Genomic DNA, 17,503 nt, shown 5'->3' on the forward strand with positions numbered 1-17,503 from the left:
ATCACGCTTAGCACTTTTTACGCGTTTAGTTATTACTTTTTTCTTAGCCAAAAAAGACTCGCGGGAACCGAAATCCATGCCTGTTTACCTAACGACTCAAGGTAAACACCCACCTCTTCTTTACTGCCTGGGCTGTAATATGGTGGCTGTTGTTCTTTTAGTTTTTCTTGGCCGGTGAGTATTTTGGTAAAGTGTTTATTTTGCTGCTGGAGCATTTTTTTGTAATCGTTTGCGGGTTTTGAATCGCCATGCATTACAAAAGCACTTAGCGCACGGCTTGCTGTTGCGTGTAGTTCTTGAAAGTCAAAGTCGGCTAATAAAGCCTCTAACTTCTCCCACTCTTTATTTATAATTAGGCAGTTCATTAATAAAAAGCGGTTTGCTTGATTATCGTTTGGGTTTAGCTTTAGTAACTCTTCGAGTTCTGATTGTGCTTTTACGGTATAACCATGCAGTGCGTGTATTTTTGCTCGATGCGCGCGAAGCATCATATAGGGGCGAGTTTCTTGTAGTCCCCAAAAATGCCCAGCATTGTCTTTAATAAATTGCTTAGTTATAAGCCCACCTTCCATGATTTCTAGCAACATTTGCATTGGCTCAAGTGCTTTTAGCTCTGTATCGGCGAGTACAAGTCCAAGTAATTCATCAAGCTCATCTAACTCATTTGGTTCTTCGTCTAAAAAGCTGTTGTTAAATACAGCCTCATCTTCGTCACTTAAAGTTAGGTCGTTACTAAATCGAAGTTCAAAAATAGCGTCGGCCATAAAATAAACATAATTACGTTTATATTCTTGGGCGTTATATTGGGCAAATTCACCAAATTCTTTTGCTGCTGCTTTTTCACTAGAAAATGCTTTTAAAACGCTGTTCAGGTTATTAAGGGCCTGTTTTTGCTCTGCATCAAGCATACGCTTATTTATATGTTTAAGCGCCTGTAAAACCCCTTTACAGTAACTTGGTAGGGGCATATTAGGTTTTAGTGAATCACGGTAGTCTTGCTTAGATAGGCTACACTTGGCTGGCATTTTTAATTCGTTTTGAATTGCTTTTTCCATGCACTGGTTATACAGAGCCATTAAGCTTTCTAAGTATTTTAGTTCAGTCGCATTTTGAACATTAAGATCTCCAAATAGATCTGGTTGCCACTCACTAGGGTTAAGCATTTGTGGTAATACACCCAACCCCATTAAATAACCCTGAATAAAGTAATAATCTGGTTTTTTAGTGCTCAATTCACTGAGTTTTACAACATCGTTACGTATTTTGGTTGGCGACATAACTTGCTCTACTATTCATAAATTTATTTGTAGTGTACCGATTGATAAAGTTAGCAACAATATTTTTTCTTAAGTTTATAAAATAAGTGCAATTGTTAAACTTAAACGCTCAGCTACCTTTCTCTGCTTAGTGAGCTATTTACATTTTTACACAACCCCAGCACTAAAATGCTCAAGCTAGTTTATACTGTATTAAAAACAAACAATAATTAATTGTATTAGAGGCGTAATGAATAAACTAATAACCCTATTTATTTGCTTAATTTTTAACGTGTCGCCTACTGTGTTTGCTTGCGAAAGAACTTTAAGTGTTGCATCGCACGATGCATTTTGGCCGCCATATGTGTTAGGTATTAATGGTGAATTACAAGGCGCAGAGGTAGATGCACTTAACATTATATTTGCCGGCTCACCTTTTTGTTTTAAGGTTGAATTACTGCCTAATTCAAAGCGCGCTTTTGTTGAGCTTAAACATGGCCGAATTGATTTAGGCTGGGCAGCTAGCTATACCGATAATCGTGCTAAATATGTTCATTTTAGTGAAAGTTACCGTACGGAGGTAATGCGTTTATACGAAAACAAAAACAACCAACACAATGTTGATAGCTTAGAAGATATTTTTAAACAAGGCCTTACTGTAGGCGCTAACTTTGGTAGTTATTACGGTGAAGAATTTGAACAATATAAAACAACGTATAAAAAACAAATTGAGTACACCAGCGCAGTGAGCAAGCGCTTCGCAATGCTTAATAAGCAACGTATTGATTTTGCAATTGAAGATGAGCTAGCGAGTGCTTATTTTATTAAACGAAGCTCAAACTTAGCACCGGTTAAAAATATCAAATTTATAAATAAAGACGCAATACATTTAATGCTAAGCAAAGATACGGTGTCGGTTGAAGAGCTTGAAGTAATAAATAAACACATAAAAAACAATCAAACGGCACTTAAGGCGCTATTTGAGTAATGTTTAATTGCCAGCTATAACCGCAAGCGCAATTAATTGGAGTGTAATGAAAACTATAATAGTCGTTTTTGCTGTATTACTGTTAAGTACCTTTAATGCGCACGCATGTAATAAAACTTTTAAAGTTGGCACAAATGAAAATTACTGGCCTCCTTATGTTGAGCTAAAAAACGGGGTGTTGTCGGGTATTGAAATTAACGTTATAAAAACGTTGTTTAAAGGCTCCCCTTTTTGCTTGAAATTTAGCGTATTACCTAGCTCTTTACGCGCACAAGAAGAGTTAAAGCAAGGCCGTATAGATATTATGTTTGCGGCAACTAAAACTAAAAAACGAAGCAAATTTGCGTATTTTAGCCAAAGCTACCGTGACGAGGTTATGCTGCTTTATAAAAATACGCTTTCCCCTAATTTAAGTTCAATTGAACAACTATTTAGCCAAGGCTTTAGTATTGCCGTTAATCGAGGTAGTTATTATGGCGAGCAGTTCGAGCAACTTAAAACAGCATATCCTAAGCAAGTTGTGCTTATTTCGACCGCCGATAAGCGCTTTGAAATGCTTGATAAACAGCGGGTAGATTTTGTGATTGAAGACGCTTTGTCGGGGCTGTTTTTTAAAACAATCATTAAATATTGAACCGGTTACTAATATGGCATTTTTTAATAAAGCCCCTGTGCATTTAATGCTGAGTAAAAAAACGGTTACGCTTGATGAACTATCGGTTATTAATCAATTAATTCAAAAAAATAAAAAGGCCACAGAACGTATTTACCAAACTTATTAACTGTTTTGAGCTGTAAAATCACTTATCGCTATCTGTTTTTGCTTTAATTTAAAGCGCCTTTTATCTTCCCTTCCTCTTGGCTGATCTGTATAATTCGCCAGCTAATTTACCCTATTGTCTGGTTCTTGTTTGTGGCGTGTTGCTGCAGCGTACTCCTGTCAGTACTTATCTAGGATTACCTTTTTTGATCTCCACCGCAAATATTACGATGCAGTTTGGCGCAGAGCCGTTGTTTGAAAACATTTCAGCTAAATTTGGTAACGGCAACCGTTACGGTTTAATTGGCGCTAACGGTTGCGGCAAGTCGACTTTCATGAAGATTTTAAGCGGGGCGCTTGTGCCAAGCGCGGGTAATGTATCTATTACTCCAGGGTTAAAAGTAGGTAACCTAAGCCAAGACCAGTTTGCCTTTGAAGAGTATAGCGTTGTAGACGCTGTAATTATGGGTGACGTTGAGCTTTGGAAAGTAAAGCAAGAACGCGAACGTATTTACTCTTTGCCAGAAATGAGCGAAGACGATGGTATGAAAGTAGCTGAACTTGAAAGCGTATTTGCTGAAATGGACGGTTACACGGCAGAAAGCCGCGCTGAAGAAATTTTGCTAGAAGCGGGTATCGATAAAGAATTTCATTATGGATTAATGGCAAACGTTGCTCCAGGTTGGAAATTACGCGTGCTTTTAGCACAAGCGTTATTTGCAAACCCAGACATACTGCTACTCGATGAGCCTACCAATAACTTGGATATTCATACAATTACGTGGCTTGCCAACGAGCTTAACAAGCGTAAATGTACGATGATTATTATTTCGCATGACCGTCACTTTTTAAACTCTGTATGTACACATATGGCCGATATAGATTATGGCGAGCTGCGTATTTACCCTGGTAACTACGAGAAGTTTTTAGAAGCGGCAGGGCTGCAGCGCGAGCAACTTTTAGCTGAAAATGCTAAAAAGAGCGCTGAAATTGACGAGCTACAAGACTTTGTTAACCGTTTTGGTGCTAATGCTTCAAAAGCAAAACAAGCAAGTTCACGCGCTAAAAAAATGGATAAAATTAAACTTGATGAAGTTAAATCGTCGAGTCGTATGAGTCCATCGCTTTCGTTTGACGAAGGTAAAAAAATGTATCGCCAAGCGCTTGAAGTTAACAAGCTTGGCCATGGTTTTGATGGCGAAAAGTTATTCACTGGCGGCGACCTACTACTAGAAGCTGGCGCTAAGCTTGCTGTTATTGGCGAAAACGGGGTAGGTAAAACTACTTTTTTACGTTGTTTAGTTAACGAGCTTAAAAGTTTAGAGGGCGAAATTAAATGGTCTGAAAATGCGACCTTTGGTTATTGCCCGCAAGACAGCACTAAAGATTTTGATAACGATTTAACCTTGTTTGATTGGATGTCGCAGTGGCGCACAGTTAATCATAACGATTTAATGGTACGCGGCATGCTGGGTCGTTTGTTGTTTACAGCTGACGATTCAAATAAAAAAGCGCGCAACTGTTCGGGTGGTGAAAAAAACCGTTTGTTATTCGGTAAGTTAATGATGCAAGACGTTAACGTACTGGTAATGGACGAACCGACTAACCACATGGATATGGAAGCCATTGAAGCGCTTAACAATGCGCTTAAAGACTTTGAAGGCACGCTAATTTTTGTAAGCCATGACCGTGAGTTTGTATCGTCATTAGCGACGCGTATCATTGATATTAAAGATAAAAAAGTAATCGACTTCCAGGGTACGTTTGACGAATACCTTTCAAGTTGTGAAGAGAAAAAAGCGTAAATTTTTCTCATTACTTTTAAAAACGGTGCTAAATTTAGCGCCGTTTTTTTATGGGTGGTAAATAGTGAATTTAGGCATTTTTGCATAACCCCTGTAGACGCACAGCTTGCTGGCGTGTAAAAACGTAGTTTTTAGGGTATTAAGTAATTAGAAGCCTTGCTTCTCACGTGAGCAAGCTCAACGTCTACAAAACATATTCTGAAACTTGGGTATAAACCCTGTAGACACACAGCTTGCTGGCGTGTAAAAACGCAGTTTTTAGGGTATTAAGCAATGAGAAGCCTTGCTTCTAACGTGAGCAAGCTCTACATCTACAAATCATATTCTGAAACCTGGGTATAACCCCTGTAGACGCACAGCTTGCTGGCGTGTAAAAACGTAGTTTTTAGGGTATTAAGTAATGAGAAGCTTTGCTTCTAACGTGAGCAAGCTCAACGTCTACAAGTCATATTCTGAAACTTGGGTATAAACCCTGTAGACGCACAGCTTGCTGGCGTATAAAAACGTAGTTTTTAGGATATTAAGTAATTAGAAGCTTTGCTTCTAACGTGAGCAAGCTCAACGTCTACAAAACATATTCTGAAACCTGGGTATAAACCCTGTAGACGCGCAGCTTGCTGCCGTGTAAAAACGTAGTTTTTAGGGTATTAAGTAATGAGAAGCCTTGCTTCTCACGTGAGCAAGCTCTACGTCTACAAATCATGTTCTGAAACTTGGGTATAAACTCTGTAGACGCGCAGCTTGCTGGCGTGTAAAACATAGTTTTTAAGTTGTGTGATTCAATGATTAGAAGTTCTTGCTTCTCGCGTGAGCAAGTTCGACGTCTACAAATATATGTTTGCCACTGCGTTATAAATAAAAAAGGGGGAGTAATTAATTACTCCCCTTTTTTATGTTCATCGCACAGATTATTTAATATCAAACCTGTCGGTATTCATTACTTTTACCCATGCATTTACGAAGTCGTGAACAAAGCGTTCTTTGTTGTCGTCTTGCGCATAGAACTCAGCAAGTGCACGTAAAACCGAGTTTGAGCCAAATACTAAATCAACACGTGTTGCAGTCCATTTAGTTACGCCGCTTGTACGCTCTACAAGATTGTACAACCCTTTTTCAGTAGGCTCCCAGCGGTACGCCATATCCGTTAAGTTTACAAAAAAGTCATTACTTAAGGTGCCGACATTACTTGTAAATACGCCATGCTGACTGCCATTGTGGTTAGTGCCTAACACGCGCATGCCACCAAGTAATACTGACATTTCTGGTGCACTTAAACCCATCAACTGGCTACGCTCTAGTAAAAGCTCTTCCGCGGATACTACATAGTCTTTTTTCAGCCAGTTTCTAAAGCCGTCATGAATGGGTTCAAGCACATCAAACGATTCGGCATCGGTCATTTCGTCTGTTGCGTCCCCTCGTCCTGGCGCGAACGGTACGGTTACATCAACACCAGCGCTTTTAGCTGCTTGTTCTACTGCGGCTATTCCGCCTAAAACAATTAAGTCGGCGATGCTAACTTGCTTGTTTAAACCTGCTTGTACTTTTTCAAGTGCAGCTAGTACATTTGCTAAACGTGTTGGTTCGTTACCTTGCCAATCTTTTTGTGGTGCAAGACGAATACGTGCGCCATTTGCGCCACCACGGTGATCAGAACCACGATAAGTACGAGCACTGTCCCATGCCGTGCTAATTAAATCAGCAGCGCTAACGCCGCAACTAAGTAATGTTGCTTTTAAATCACTAATTTCGGCGTTTGTGAGTGTGTAGTCAACGGTAGGTACTGGGTCTTGCCAAATAAGATCCTCGCTTGGCACATCGGCACCTAAATAACGTGATTTAGGACCTAAATCGCGGTGAGTTAATTTAAACCAAGCACGAGCAAACACATCTGAGAAGTAATCAAAATCGTTATAAAAACGCTCAATAATTTTACGATACGCGGGATCCATTTTCATGGCCATATCGGCATCAGTCATTATTGGGTTTAAACGAATTGATGGATCTTCTACATCAACTGGCTTGTCTTCTTCTTTAATATTAACCGGCTCCCACTGATGAGCGCCAGCTGGGCTTTTTGTTAATTCCCATTCGTAGCTTAACAGTAGTTTACAGTAGTCGTTATCCCATTTAGTTGGGTGGGTAGTCCATGCCCCTTCAATACCAGAAGTTACTGTATCGCGACCAATACCACGTGTTGTGGTGTTGTTCCAACCAAGACCTTGCTCGTGTACATCAGCAGCCTCTGGCTCTGGCCCTAGGTTTTCGGCTTTACCGTTACCATGCGTTTTACCTACGGTATGCCCACCTACGGTAAGTGCTGCTGTTTCTTCATCATCCATTGCCATACGCGCAAACGTTTCGCGAACTTGTGCTGCGGTTTTAAGTGGATCGGGTACACCATTAACACCTTCTGGGTTAACATAAATTAAGCCCATTTGTACTGCGGCTAACGGGTTTTCCATTGTATCTGGCTTGTCTACATTGGCGTAGCGTCCGTCGCTTGGTGCGAGCCATTCTTTTTCAGCTCCCCAATATACGTCTTTTTCAGGATGCCAAATATCTTCGCGCCCGCCTGCAAATCCAAAGGTTTTTAAACCCATTGATTCGTATGCCATGTTGCCCGCTAAAATAATTAAGTCGGCCCATGAAAGTTTATTGCCGTATTTTTTCTTAATTGGCCATAATAAACGACGTGCTTTATCGAGATTGCCATTATCAGGCCATGAATTTAGTGGAGCAAAACGCTGATTAGCTGTACCGCCACCACCACGCCCGTCAGCTAGTCTGTATGATCCTGCTGAGTGCCATGCCATGCGAATCATTAAACCACCGTAATGGCCCCAATCGGCTGGCCACCACTGCTGGCTTTGTGTCATTAAGTGTTTTAAATCGGTTTTTAAGGCTTCTAAATCTAGCGTTTTAAATGCTTCAGCGTAGTTGAAATCGCTGTCATATGGAGTCGTTTTTGTATCATGTTGATGAAGTATGTCTAAGTTAAGGGCGTTTGGCCACCAATCGGTATTTGGATTAGACGTTTTAGTATTACTACCATGCATGACCGGACACCGGCCTACTTTAGGGTTGCTCATTCTGAAATCCTTATAGTACAAAAGTAACGGTTATTTTATTTAGTTGGTTTATAACTTAGTACACCGGCCTAAATACTTATGTGTATTTAATATAGGCTTATAAATTATGCTATACCAGCACCGAACGGCTGTTTAAAACGATTGCTGTCATTTATAATTTTGATGGATAGTTAGTTGTGCATACTTTTTACTGCACTTTCTAACTGTATTTAAAATACGAGATTAAAATATTTATCTTAACTTTTTTAGAAGACCTGTGATCGCACTGAAAAATTTCGGCGTATTGATAAGTGAAGGGCTCAAAAGTGGCTTTGATTTACTTAAGCGCACATTGGAATATCCCCTTCACCATGAAATTATAGTTATAACGATAAAGGTGTATTACTTAAGCCCAATACACCTTTACTTTATAAACCAGATACCTTGTGTATCTTCTTATTTTAACTAACTGAATTGAGTTAAGTAATTGTTCAGCTAAATTCAGTTAGTATGCAATTTATCTCCTGTATTTCCCTGCAACTTTTGTTGTTTTAGCAGTTTTGGCCAGTTCACCTTGAACTGGCTTTTTTTTGTAAAATTTTTGGCTTCACTAGCTTTGTGCCTTTTAGCTGTGCGTGTTAAAGTTACACTCGTAATTAATTTAACTAGGCATACCAATGCGTTATTACATATCCTTACTTTTTGTTTGTTTTACATTTTTTTGGCTACTGTGAACGCAGCAGAACAAAGGCCAGAAGTGCTCACTGCGCAAGAACAACAACATGCCCTTAGCCAACTAAAGGAGCCTATGTATAAACCACTTTTAGAACGCTACGTTTTAGATGAACTAAAAGCAGTACGACAAGATCAACAAAAGCTACGTGAAGATGTAACTAAACAAGTTACCCACGCCCAACTAGATACCGCTGATCGTGCGCTCACATACACAACCGATACCATTAATAATGTGTTTTTTATTATTACTGCCACGGCATCTATTTTGGTTTTAGTGGGTTGGAACTCGCTACGTGATGTTAAAAATAAAGTAGAAGATATTGTAAATACACGCGTAAGTGTAATTACGGATGAATACGAAGACAGATTAAAAATTCTTGAAGAAAAACTGCGTGTACGCTCTGAAGAAATACTCAGTAACCAAGAACGTATATCGGTTACCAACGAGGTTCATTCGCTATGGATGCGCGCCAATTTAGAAAGTGATTTTGCAAATAAAATTGAAATATTTGATGAAATTTTAAAACGTAAACCAGAAGATGTAGAAGCAATAGCTTATAAAGCTGACGCACTACTGGAAATTAACGAAACAGCGCAAGCAATTGAACTATGCAATCAAGCCATTGATATAGATAGTGATTATGGCTACGCATACTGGCAAAGAGCCTGTGCTTTTGCCCTAATACATGAGCATGCAGATGCCCTAGCCGATATTAAAATGGCACTAGATTACTCGCCTAATTTACGTAATGAACTATTACACGAAAGTGCATTTGCAAGCTTACACGATAACGAGAGCTTTAATACAATTGTGGCTGGTGAAGCGTCTGGAATACAATTAAATTTATAGTATGCTGCATGCAGTGCATTTTAACGTTTAAAATATAAATCTATTGCTTTAGCGAGCAGCTCGTCGAGCTGCTCTTCAAAATTATCTATATCAATATCAAAATGATTTAAGTACGCCTTAGCTTGTACTTGCGATAAGTTACGGCTATTTACACTGTATTGACGCTCATCTTTTTGTTTATCGTAACGAGGTAAAAAGACAAACAAGCCGTAATAAGGCGATTTAATATGCTTGTTAGCAAAACGGCAAAAATCTTCTATATGGTTAGCACCATCAGGCCCTAAGCAGCCTGGCTCAACTCGGTACATTAAGCGAATTTTTCTTTCGTCACTTATTTGCATAACAGTCCTTTAACGGAAAAATAAGACGCGTATTATTTTGCCGTCTTTAATTTGATAGCTCGAAATTAGCTCTGAACGTTTATCTACAACGTTTTTATCAGTGGAGCATGTTTCTGATAACTCATGATCTATTACTATGTCACCGTGCACTATGCGCTTAATTGGCGATGAGTGAATACATTTGAGCTTTTTAAACATTAGCCCATAACGTGCGATTAGTTTTTCTTTACCTTTAAATAATAGCTCATTTGGGAAAATATAAAACTCTACATCTTCAGAGTACACGCGAATAAACTCTTCAATGTTACGTGCGTTGTAAGCGTTGACCAATTGCTCAACCACGGCAAGTGACTCACGTGACTGCTTTGCCTTAGTTTGCTGCTTAGTAGTAAGAGCCTCTTTAGCTTGCGTAACTGCTTTTTCAGCCTCGGCAACAGCCACTGCTTTCTCTACTTTATTTTTTGGCTTTTCTACTGGCTGTGGTGCTTCGTTACCGAATACTTTTGAATCATCTGTTTTAGCGGTGTCGATTACCGGTTTTTTAAGTTCGGGCGCTTTGTATTCAAGAGTATTAATTTTATCGTTAGTTTCTATTTCAGTTGCAAAGTTATCTGTGTTGGTATTTTTTGAGACTGAGTCACCTTTATTTGTAACAACTTGCTCTGCACTTTTGAGTTTTGGCTCGGTTACTTTAGGTTGTTGATCTGAGGCATAACTAATCAATGCAACTGTGGTGATTAATGAAGCTAAAATAATGGATAACGGTTTCATAACTTTCCTAATATGAACACTAAACGCGTAATGTGGTGCAACATAACAAATTTTAGAGTTTGCGGGTAGTCATTCAGCCACTTACCAGTACTGTTCGACTGTTATATGTCCAGGCTCTCTGCGCCTGTTACGCTTAAAGCTTTTCCCTATAAGAAGTTCGGTTGTGTCTTTTACCATTTGTGGATTGCCACAAATCATAAATTGGGCATTATTTGGTGCTGGATCTAACTTTACTTTATCAAATAGGCGACTACTTTGAATTGCATCAGTAATACGCCCATGTAAGCCCTCTAACGGCTCTTCTCGGCTCACAACAGGTATATAATTAAGTTGTGCTGGGTAAGCTTTTAAAAGCTCATTTATAAGCGGCTGGTAACTTAAATCACTATTAAAACGTACGCCATGCACTAAGTTTATATGCTGATACTTTTGCCATACCTCAGGTTGTTGCAATATTGATAAAAATGGCCCGATGGCTGTGCCAGTGCCTAACATCCACAACTGCTCACTTTGTGGAATTTCGTCAAGCGTAAAAAAACCTGTTGCACGGCGCTCAATTAATATGTTGTCGCCTGGCTGTAGTTTTGCTAAGCGCGGTGATAAAAGCCCATCAGCTACGTTGATAAGATAAAACTCTAGAGCTGAGCTATCGGGTGAATTAACGTATGAATATGCACGCGCTATGCGTTTATCATCCTCAATTATTGAAAGCTTAGTAAACTGCCCTGCTTTAAATGGCTCTACATCGGCATTAACCGTTAAGCTAAAAAGCGTTTCGTTCCACCATGTTACTTTTTTTACAGTTGCATCAACCCAATTAGACATATTTGACTCCACAATTTAGCGGTTAATCCAGTAAATTATAAAAATGTATGTGCTTTAAACACTAGCATTAACTAGGTAATAGTTATACAAAGCGCTGATGATTTTTATACAAAACAATATGCACCTTGTAGACGTGCAGCTTGCTGGCGTTTAAAAGCAGCGCTTTTAGAATGATAGCTTGAGTATGTTAAGTAATGAGAAGCTGCGCTTCTAACGTGAGCAAGCTCTACATCTACAGCACCAAGCCAAATTTACCTTGTAGACGCGCATAAAAAAAGCCGCATTAGATGCGGCTTTGGAGGTTAGTCTCACTTCACTTTGGGCGTGTCTCCAAAACTTAGTGAATACGTTACCAAGGAACTGTTATGTATTATTTAAGCTATTGACTCTAATGCAATTTTAACCATTTCGTTAAACGTGCTTTGACGCTCATCAGCAGGTGTTGCTTCACCAGTAATTACGTGGTCGCTTACTGTAAATAATGCCATTGCGTTTGCGCCGTATTCAGCTGCAACGCCATATAAACCCGCCGTTTCCATATCTACTGCTAGCATGCCTAACTTGTCTAAATCTTTATAGAACGAGTCGTCTGCTTGATAGAAAGTGTCGGTTGTAAATACGTTACCTACTTTTGCTTCAATTCCTAGCTCTTTTGCAGCGTTTACGCCGTTTAAAAGTAAATCAAAGTTAGCAATAGCAGCAAAATCGTAGCCACGTACACGTGCACGATTTACGTTAGAATCTGTGCTTGCACCTTGTGCAAAAATTACGTCACGGATTTTGATATCTGTGCCAATACCGCCACACGTACCAATACGTATAATATTTTTAACGCCAAAGCTTACAATTAGCTCACGAGCATAAATAGACATTGATGGAATGCCCATACCTGAACCCATGATGCTTACTGGCTTACCTTTGTAAGTACCAGTGAAACCGTACATGTTACGAACGCCTGTAACTTGTACTGCATCATCTAAAAAGTTTTCAGCAATATATTGCGCACGTAGCGGATCGCCTGGCATTAATACTGTTTCGGCGAAATCACCAACGTTTGCACTGATATGCGGAGTACTCATTAATTGTTTTCCTTTTTATTTGGCATTGTTAGCTCATTTAAAAAGCTGTCGCCGTAATCAAGTGCAGGTAAACTAAACCACTGTGCTAGGGTTTGGCCTATATCTGCAAAACTGTTGCGTTCACCTAACGGTGTATTAATCATACCTGGTTTATATGCAATAACAGGTACGTATTCTCGAGTATGCTCAGAACCTGGAAAGGTCGGGTCACAACCGTGATCTGCAGTGATCATTAATATGTCATCTGCGTCTAACTGATTTAGTATAGTTGGTAAATAGTCATCAAACTCTTTTAATGCTTTTGCGTAACCTACTGGGTTACGGCGATGACCAAATTTTTCATCAAAATCAACTAGGTTAGTAAAAATTAAGCTGCGATCTGGCGCGCTTTTCATTACTTCGCTGGTTTTTTCTAGCAAGTTCATAAGCCCAGGTGCTTTATGCTTTTGGGTTATGCCCTGATGCGCGTAAATATCTGAAATTTTACCAATACTAATTACTTCGCCGCCGTCTTTTGCTAACACGTCTAGCAATGTGGGTGCTGGCGGAAGCACTGAATAGTCGCGACGATTACCCGTTCGAGCAAAATCTTGACTATTTGAACCCAAAAATGGCCGCGCAATCACTCGTCCTATATTCATTTCATCAAGTAGCGCCCGTGCGATTTCGCAAACTTGATAAAGCTTCTCTAGGCCGAATGATTTTTCATGCGCGGCTATTTGAAACACGCTATCAGCTGAGGTGTAACAGATTGGTTTACCTGTTTTTACGTGTTCTTCACCTAGCTGTTCTAAAATGGTCGTTCCCGATGCATGGCAGTTGCCTAAAATACCAGGAATACCTGTGCGAGCTATAAACTCGTCAATAAACTCTTGTGGAAAACTCGGCTGTGTTTTTGGAAAATATCCCCAATCAAACAACACAGGTACGCCTGCCATTTCCCAATGACCTGATGGTGTATCTTTTCCGCTAGAAAGTTCTTTAGCGTAACCCCATGCACCTTGTGGTGTTTGGCGATCAGATATTAAACAGGTTTCTCCACCTGCAGCTTCACATGCGTCTATTAATCCTAATTTAGATAAATTAGGAAGCGACAGTGCACTGCCAGTTTCGTCGTAATATGCTTTTAGTAAGTGAGCAAATGTGTTAGCGCCAAGATCACCAAATTTATCTGCATCTGGTGCTGCACCGATTCCTAGGCTATCTGCCATTAAGATAATTGCTTTTGCCATTTTGACCTCACTTTGTTTCTAGGTGGTTACTTTATCCGCTCTTTGAATTTTCCGTACAGGACAAAAGTCCTGTTTCATAAAACCTAAACATTATAAATTTGCATTCTTGAGCGAAGCAAAAGAGATTAATCGTGTCTTTTTTGCTATTGTGATCTACCAACAATATATCCTTCTGTGTGGGTGAGAACTTTAGTGACACGAACTACTATTATAGCTATTGCAGGCGCGTCTGCGTCGGGCAAATCTCTTTTTAGCCAAACTATATACAATGAATTGGTTAACGAGCTTGAACCAGGCGCTATCGCCATTATTGAAGAAGATGCTTATTACAAGGATCAGTCGCATTTGCCGATGGCTCATCGTACGCAAACGAACTACGACCATCCTGATGCATTTGAACATGCGTTGATGCTTGAGCATTTAACGCAACTTCGTTGTGGTAACTCAGTTGAAGTACCAACCTATGACTATGCACAGCATACACGCAGCGAAAAAACTCGCCGAGTGCCTGCTGCAAAAATACTCATTGTTGAAGGTATTTTATTATTGAGTGACAAAGCGCTTAATAAAGAATTTGATATTAAGGTGTTTATAGATACACCTTTAGATATTTGCTTAATGCGCCGTATGCAGCGTGATATGGAACAACGAGGCAGAACTTTACAATCTGTTGTTGAGCAATATCAAGCAACTGTTAGACCGATGTTTTATCAATTTATTGAGCCTTCGAAACATAACGCCGATTTAGTTGTGACTCGAGGCGGTATGAACCGTGTTGCGATTGATATAATTAAAAGTAAGATAAAATATTTACTACAAGAATAACAACGGGAAACATTTGTATGACAACATTTATGAGCTTAGTTGGCATGTGCGTGCTGCTAAGCATTGCCTTTGCTGCGTCAACTAATCGCAAGGCAATTAATTTAAGAACCGTTGGCATAGCATTTGCGATGCAAATTGTTATTGGCGGTTTTGTTCTGTTTTTTGAAGCAGGAAAAAATGTATTAACGAGCATGTCAACGGCCGTTTCATCGGTAATTGGTTATGCGAATGATGGTATTGGATTTTTATTTGGTCCACTTGCCTCACAAGATACATTAGGTTTTATTTTTGCAATTCAAGTTTTGCCCGTTATCGTGTTTTTCTCAGCATTAGTTGCTGTGCTATATCACCTTGGCATTATGGATTGGATTATTAAGATATTAGGCGGTGGTTTACAAAAATTATTGAAAACCTCACGTACTGAATCACTTTCAGCAACGGCGAATATTTTTGTTGGCCAAACTGAAGCCCCTCTTATTGTTAAACCGTTTATTGCAACGATGACTAAATCGGAATTGTTTGCAGTTATGGTAGGTGGCTTAGCCACGGTAGCAGGCTCTGTAATGGCCGGTTACGTTATTATTGGTATTGAGCTTAAGTATTTAATAGCAGCGAGCTTTATGGCAGCTCCAGGTGGTTTTTTAATGGCCAAGATGATTGTGCCAGAAACTGAAACGCCTAAAGATAACTTAGCTGATTTAGATTTAGATGATGAAGATAAGCCAGTAAATGTAATTGATGCAGCTGCATCAGGTGCGGCAAACGGCATGCATTTAGCACTTAATGTAGGTGCAATGTTACTTGCTTTTGTAGCGCTAATTGCACTGTTAAACGGTTTATTAGGCGGTATTGGCGGGTGGTTTGATTACCCAACATTAACGCTTCAAGAAATATTAGGTTATGTATTTGCTCCTGTTGCATGGTTACTAGGTGTGCCATGGGATGAAGCAATTATAGCCGGCAGCTTTATTGGTCAAAAGATAGTAGTGAACGAGTTTGTTGCTTACTTAGACTTTATAAATTATCGCGATACGTTAAGCGCGCACACACAAGCAATTGTTACTTTTGCTTTATGTGGGTTTGCTAACTTATCATCGATAGCCATTTTACTAGGTGGATTAGGCGGTATGGCGCCTAGTCGGCGAAAGGATATCGCGCGCTTAGGGCTCAGAGCAGTGTTAGCAGGATCTATGGCTAACCTAATGAGCGCAGCAATTGCTGGGTTTTTCCTCTCGCTAGCTTAGAAACTTATTGAGATGAAACCGGTGTTGCAAAACAAGAAGATAGCTGCTTTAAGGGGTTAAAGTACTATCTAACTTGAACGATACTTCACCAAGGGCCGCAAGGCCCTTTTATCGTTTTAGTACTTTATATTTCAAGTTATCAATCCCTTAATACTTCATACCAAGTTCAATTGGCATAAAAATCATGCGGGTTAAATCATTTTAGAACGTCGTTACACAGCCTCCTAGGCTGATTGCTACAACGTGAAAACATAACTCAGCACGCAATTTATATTTACACTCAAATTTAAATAAACCAATATCTTAGTCACTAATTTTTATGATTAATTTTTTGTATTTTCAATATTTTAAGCCACACTTATATCACTATATTTAACTGAATGACGATTCGCTATTGTGAAATATATTATTTATTTTCTTTTTTTATTTACTCTGTGCATATTCAAGCAACAGAAACACTGCTTGTTGTTACAGAATTAGCACCACCGAATCAGGTATTGGTTGATGGTGAAGTAACAGGAGAAGGCACTCAATTAATTCGAGATATATTTGCAGAGGCTAAGCTAACACCTAATATACAAATGTATCCGTGGGCGCGTGCTTATAAGTTAGCAACCGAGCAAAGCAACGTTTTTATTTACAGCCTAGCAAGAACACCAGAGCGAGAAGAACAATTTTATTGGATTGCACAAGTGGGACGATTTGATTTGGGGTTTATAGCTCTTTCAGAGCGTACTGATATAGTTATTGAAGGTACCGAGCAAGCTAAAAACTACAAAATAGCGATGCAACGCAATGACTTCTCTACACAGACTCTTTTAAAACTAGGTTTTGAAGCAGTATTCACTAGCGACATTCAAAAGTCATATGATTTATTGCTCGCTAAAAAAGTAGACTTAGTTGTAGACGATCCACTTTATATGCAACAGCTAAGTGATTATTTAAAACTTGAACCCAACCATTTAAAGTTTGTATATAGAATAAACGAACTCACTGTAGGTGCTTACTTAGCAGCGAATAAAAAAACAGACGTTAATGTTGTTAATGCACTTCAGAAGGCGTTCACTGAAATGGAAAAACAAGTGCGTTACCTTATGGAATTCAGGGTAATTAATTTCTATATGGGATCTATTTAACGTTAAGAAAATTACGCTAGAACTAGGCAAAAATTTTTGTATCTAGTTGCTCTAAATAAAAATTTAACGACGTTATAATGCAGTTTAATTCGTTAAATTGCTCAAAGATTTATACAGGTTGGTATAGTGAGTAAATAAGTGGAGTTGATCTAATCTAATAAACGCAGGTAACTTTCATCAAAATTTAGACACAAAAAAAGCGCCTTAAGCGCTTTTTTCATTTTACTTAAAAAGTAAAATTATACAGCTGTGATGTTATCAGCTTGTGGACCTTTTTGACCTTGTGAAAGAGTAAACTCTACACGTTGGCCTTCAGCTAAAGTTTTGAAACCTTCGCTTTTGATTGCTGAGAAATGTGCGAAAACGTCTGGGCCATTTTCTTGCTCGATGAAACCAAAACCTTTAGACTCGTTGAACCACTTAACTGTACCTGATACGATGTTAGACATTGTAATATCCTGATATAAAATAAAAAATATGCTCATAAGAGCGGGTGTAGCAAAAAATGAGATGGTACTTTAAAAACTTCAGGACGGTACTACAAGTATTACTTATACAACATCGAAATGGAGATTTATAGCTTACATG

General features: G+C 39.1%; 16 protein-coding genes. 8 read left to right on the forward strand and 8 right to left on the reverse strand.

Annotated elements, in window-relative coordinates; genetic code table 11:
- Positions 1-32 precede the first annotated feature (32 nt).
- Positions 33-1,277 carry a UPF0149 family protein gene (locus P4S71_RS03200; RefSeq protein WP_337150062.1) on the reverse strand — a complete coding sequence of 415 codons (1,245 nt, stop codon included), beginning with the start codon at positions 1,275-1,277 and terminating at the stop codon, positions 33-35.
- A 229-nt stretch (positions 1,278-1,506) separates the two neighbouring features.
- Between P4S71_RS03200 and P4S71_RS03205 the strand changes: the two genes are divergently transcribed.
- The 4 genes from P4S71_RS03205 (at position 1,507) to P4S71_RS03220 (ending at position 4,809) form a co-directional block, all read left to right on the forward strand.
- Positions 1,507-2,244, forward strand: a complete 738-nt coding sequence (locus tag P4S71_RS03205; protein ID WP_337150063.1) for a substrate-binding periplasmic protein — start codon at positions 1,507-1,509, stop codon at positions 2,242-2,244.
- A gap of 46 nt (positions 2,245-2,290) precedes the next feature.
- Positions 2,291-2,878 carry a substrate-binding periplasmic protein gene (locus P4S71_RS03210; RefSeq protein ID WP_337150064.1) on the forward strand — a complete coding sequence of 196 codons (588 nt, stop codon included), beginning with the start codon at positions 2,291-2,293 and terminating at the stop codon, positions 2,876-2,878.
- 13 nt (positions 2,879-2,891) lie between these two features.
- Positions 2,892-3,026 (forward strand): hypothetical protein, encoded by a 135-nt coding sequence (locus P4S71_RS03215; RefSeq protein WP_337121103.1) that lies wholly within the window; start codon positions 2,892-2,894, stop codon positions 3,024-3,026.
- 184 nt (positions 3,027-3,210) lie between these two features.
- Complete coding sequence (locus P4S71_RS03220; RefSeq protein ID WP_081824564.1) at positions 3,211-4,809, forward strand: ABC-F family ATPase; 1,599 nt, start codon at positions 3,211-3,213, stop codon at positions 4,807-4,809.
- Positions 4,810-5,717: 908 nt separating this feature from the next.
- Here the strand turns inward: P4S71_RS03220 and katG are convergent.
- Positions 5,718-7,898 (reverse strand): catalase/peroxidase HPI, encoded by a 2,181-nt coding sequence (gene katG, locus P4S71_RS03225; RefSeq protein WP_337150065.1) that lies wholly within the window; start codon positions 7,896-7,898, stop codon positions 5,718-5,720.
- A gap of 709 nt (positions 7,899-8,607) precedes the next feature.
- Here katG and P4S71_RS03230 point away from each other — a divergent pair.
- Positions 8,608-9,462: a tetratricopeptide repeat protein gene (locus P4S71_RS03230; protein WP_007379037.1), complete on the forward strand. Its 855-nt coding sequence runs from the start codon at positions 8,608-8,610 to the stop codon at positions 9,460-9,462.
- A 20-nt stretch (positions 9,463-9,482) separates the two neighbouring features.
- Here P4S71_RS03230 and P4S71_RS03235 read toward each other — a convergent pair whose 3' ends face one another.
- From P4S71_RS03235 to P4S71_RS03255, 5 genes are all read right to left on the reverse strand, one after another.
- Positions 9,483-9,803: a hypothetical protein gene (locus P4S71_RS03235; RefSeq protein WP_007379036.1), complete on the reverse strand. Its 321-nt coding sequence runs from the start codon at positions 9,801-9,803 to the stop codon at positions 9,483-9,485.
- 9 nt (positions 9,804-9,812) lie between these two features.
- Positions 9,813-10,574, reverse strand: a complete 762-nt coding sequence (locus tag P4S71_RS03240; RefSeq protein ID WP_096794213.1) for a nuclear transport factor 2 family protein — start codon at positions 10,572-10,574, stop codon at positions 9,813-9,815.
- A gap of 81 nt (positions 10,575-10,655) precedes the next feature.
- Positions 10,656-11,399: a ferredoxin--NADP reductase gene (locus tag P4S71_RS03245; RefSeq protein ID WP_096794212.1), complete on the reverse strand. Its 744-nt coding sequence runs from the start codon at positions 11,397-11,399 to the stop codon at positions 10,656-10,658.
- Positions 11,400-11,773: 374 nt separating this feature from the next.
- Positions 11,774-12,478, reverse strand: a complete 705-nt coding sequence (gene deoD / locus P4S71_RS03250; protein WP_024596283.1) for a purine-nucleoside phosphorylase — start codon at positions 12,476-12,478, stop codon at positions 11,774-11,776.
- The gene (locus tag P4S71_RS03255; protein WP_033028666.1) at positions 12,478-13,710 is read right to left on the reverse strand and encodes a phosphopentomutase; all 1,233 of its coding nucleotides are present in this window, start codon (positions 13,708-13,710) and stop codon (positions 12,478-12,480) included. The genes deoD and P4S71_RS03255 overlap by 1 nt, the downstream gene beginning before the upstream one ends.
- 192 nt (positions 13,711-13,902) lie before the next feature.
- Between P4S71_RS03255 and udk the strand changes: the two genes are divergently transcribed.
- From udk to P4S71_RS03270, 3 genes are all read left to right on the forward strand, one after another.
- The gene (gene udk, locus P4S71_RS03260; protein WP_007376640.1) at positions 13,903-14,535 is read left to right on the forward strand and encodes a uridine kinase; all 633 of its coding nucleotides are present in this window, start codon (positions 13,903-13,905) and stop codon (positions 14,533-14,535) included.
- A 17-nt stretch (positions 14,536-14,552) separates the two neighbouring features.
- Positions 14,553-15,779 carry a NupC/NupG family nucleoside CNT transporter gene (locus P4S71_RS03265; RefSeq protein WP_337150066.1) on the forward strand — a complete coding sequence of 409 codons (1,227 nt, stop codon included), beginning with the start codon at positions 14,553-14,555 and terminating at the stop codon, positions 15,777-15,779.
- A 380-nt stretch (positions 15,780-16,159) separates the two neighbouring features.
- Positions 16,160-16,915, forward strand: a complete 756-nt coding sequence (locus P4S71_RS03270; RefSeq protein ID WP_337150067.1) for a substrate-binding periplasmic protein — start codon at positions 16,160-16,162, stop codon at positions 16,913-16,915.
- Between the two features lie 239 nt (positions 16,916-17,154).
- Here the strand turns inward: P4S71_RS03270 and P4S71_RS03275 are convergent, their stop codons facing one another.
- Complete coding sequence (locus tag P4S71_RS03275) at positions 17,155-17,364, reverse strand: cold-shock protein (RefSeq protein WP_002959120.1); 210 nt, start codon at positions 17,362-17,364, stop codon at positions 17,155-17,157.
- Positions 17,365-17,503 lie beyond the last annotated feature (139 nt).

The sequence above is a fragment of the Pseudoalteromonas sp. B62 genome (assembly GCF_037162565.1).
GTDB lineage: Bacteria > Pseudomonadota > Gammaproteobacteria > Enterobacterales > Alteromonadaceae > Pseudoalteromonas > Pseudoalteromonas fuliginea.

Excerpts from the sequence above, each read along its gene's own strand:
- P4S71_RS03200 (WP_337150062.1), bottom strand. The coding sequence starts at position 1,277 with ATGTCGCCAACCAAAATACGTAACGATGTTGTAAAACTCAGTGAATTG.
- P4S71_RS03205 (WP_337150063.1), top strand. The coding sequence starts at position 1,507 with ATGAATAAACTAATAACCCTATTTATTTGCTTAATTTTTAACGTGTCG.
- P4S71_RS03210 (WP_337150064.1), top strand. The coding sequence starts at position 2,291 with ATGAAAACTATAATAGTCGTTTTTGCTGTATTACTGTTAAGTACCTTT.
- P4S71_RS03215 (WP_337121103.1), top strand. The coding sequence starts at position 2,892 with ATGGCATTTTTTAATAAAGCCCCTGTGCATTTAATGCTGAGTAAAAAA.
- katG (WP_337150065.1), bottom strand. The coding sequence starts at position 7,898 with ATGAGCAACCCTAAAGTAGGCCGGTGTCCGGTCATGCATGGTAGTAAT.
- P4S71_RS03235 (WP_007379036.1), bottom strand. The coding sequence starts at position 9,803 with ATGCAAATAAGTGACGAAAGAAAAATTCGCTTAATGTACCGAGTTGAG.
- P4S71_RS03240 (WP_096794213.1), bottom strand. The coding sequence starts at position 10,574 with ATGAAACCGTTATCCATTATTTTAGCTTCATTAATCACCACAGTTGCA.
- P4S71_RS03245 (WP_096794212.1), bottom strand. The coding sequence starts at position 11,399 with ATGTCTAATTGGGTTGATGCAACTGTAAAAAAAGTAACATGGTGGAAC.
- deoD (WP_024596283.1), bottom strand. The coding sequence starts at position 12,478 with ATGAGTACTCCGCATATCAGTGCAAACGTTGGTGATTTCGCCGAAACA.
- P4S71_RS03255 (WP_033028666.1), bottom strand. The coding sequence starts at position 13,710 with ATGGCAAAAGCAATTATCTTAATGGCAGATAGCCTAGGAATCGGTGCA.
- P4S71_RS03265 (WP_337150066.1), top strand. The coding sequence starts at position 14,553 with ATGACAACATTTATGAGCTTAGTTGGCATGTGCGTGCTGCTAAGCATT.
- P4S71_RS03270 (WP_337150067.1), top strand. The coding sequence starts at position 16,160 with ATGACGATTCGCTATTGTGAAATATATTATTTATTTTCTTTTTTTATT.
- P4S71_RS03275 (WP_002959120.1), bottom strand. The coding sequence starts at position 17,364 with ATGTCTAACATCGTATCAGGTACAGTTAAGTGGTTCAACGAGTCTAAA.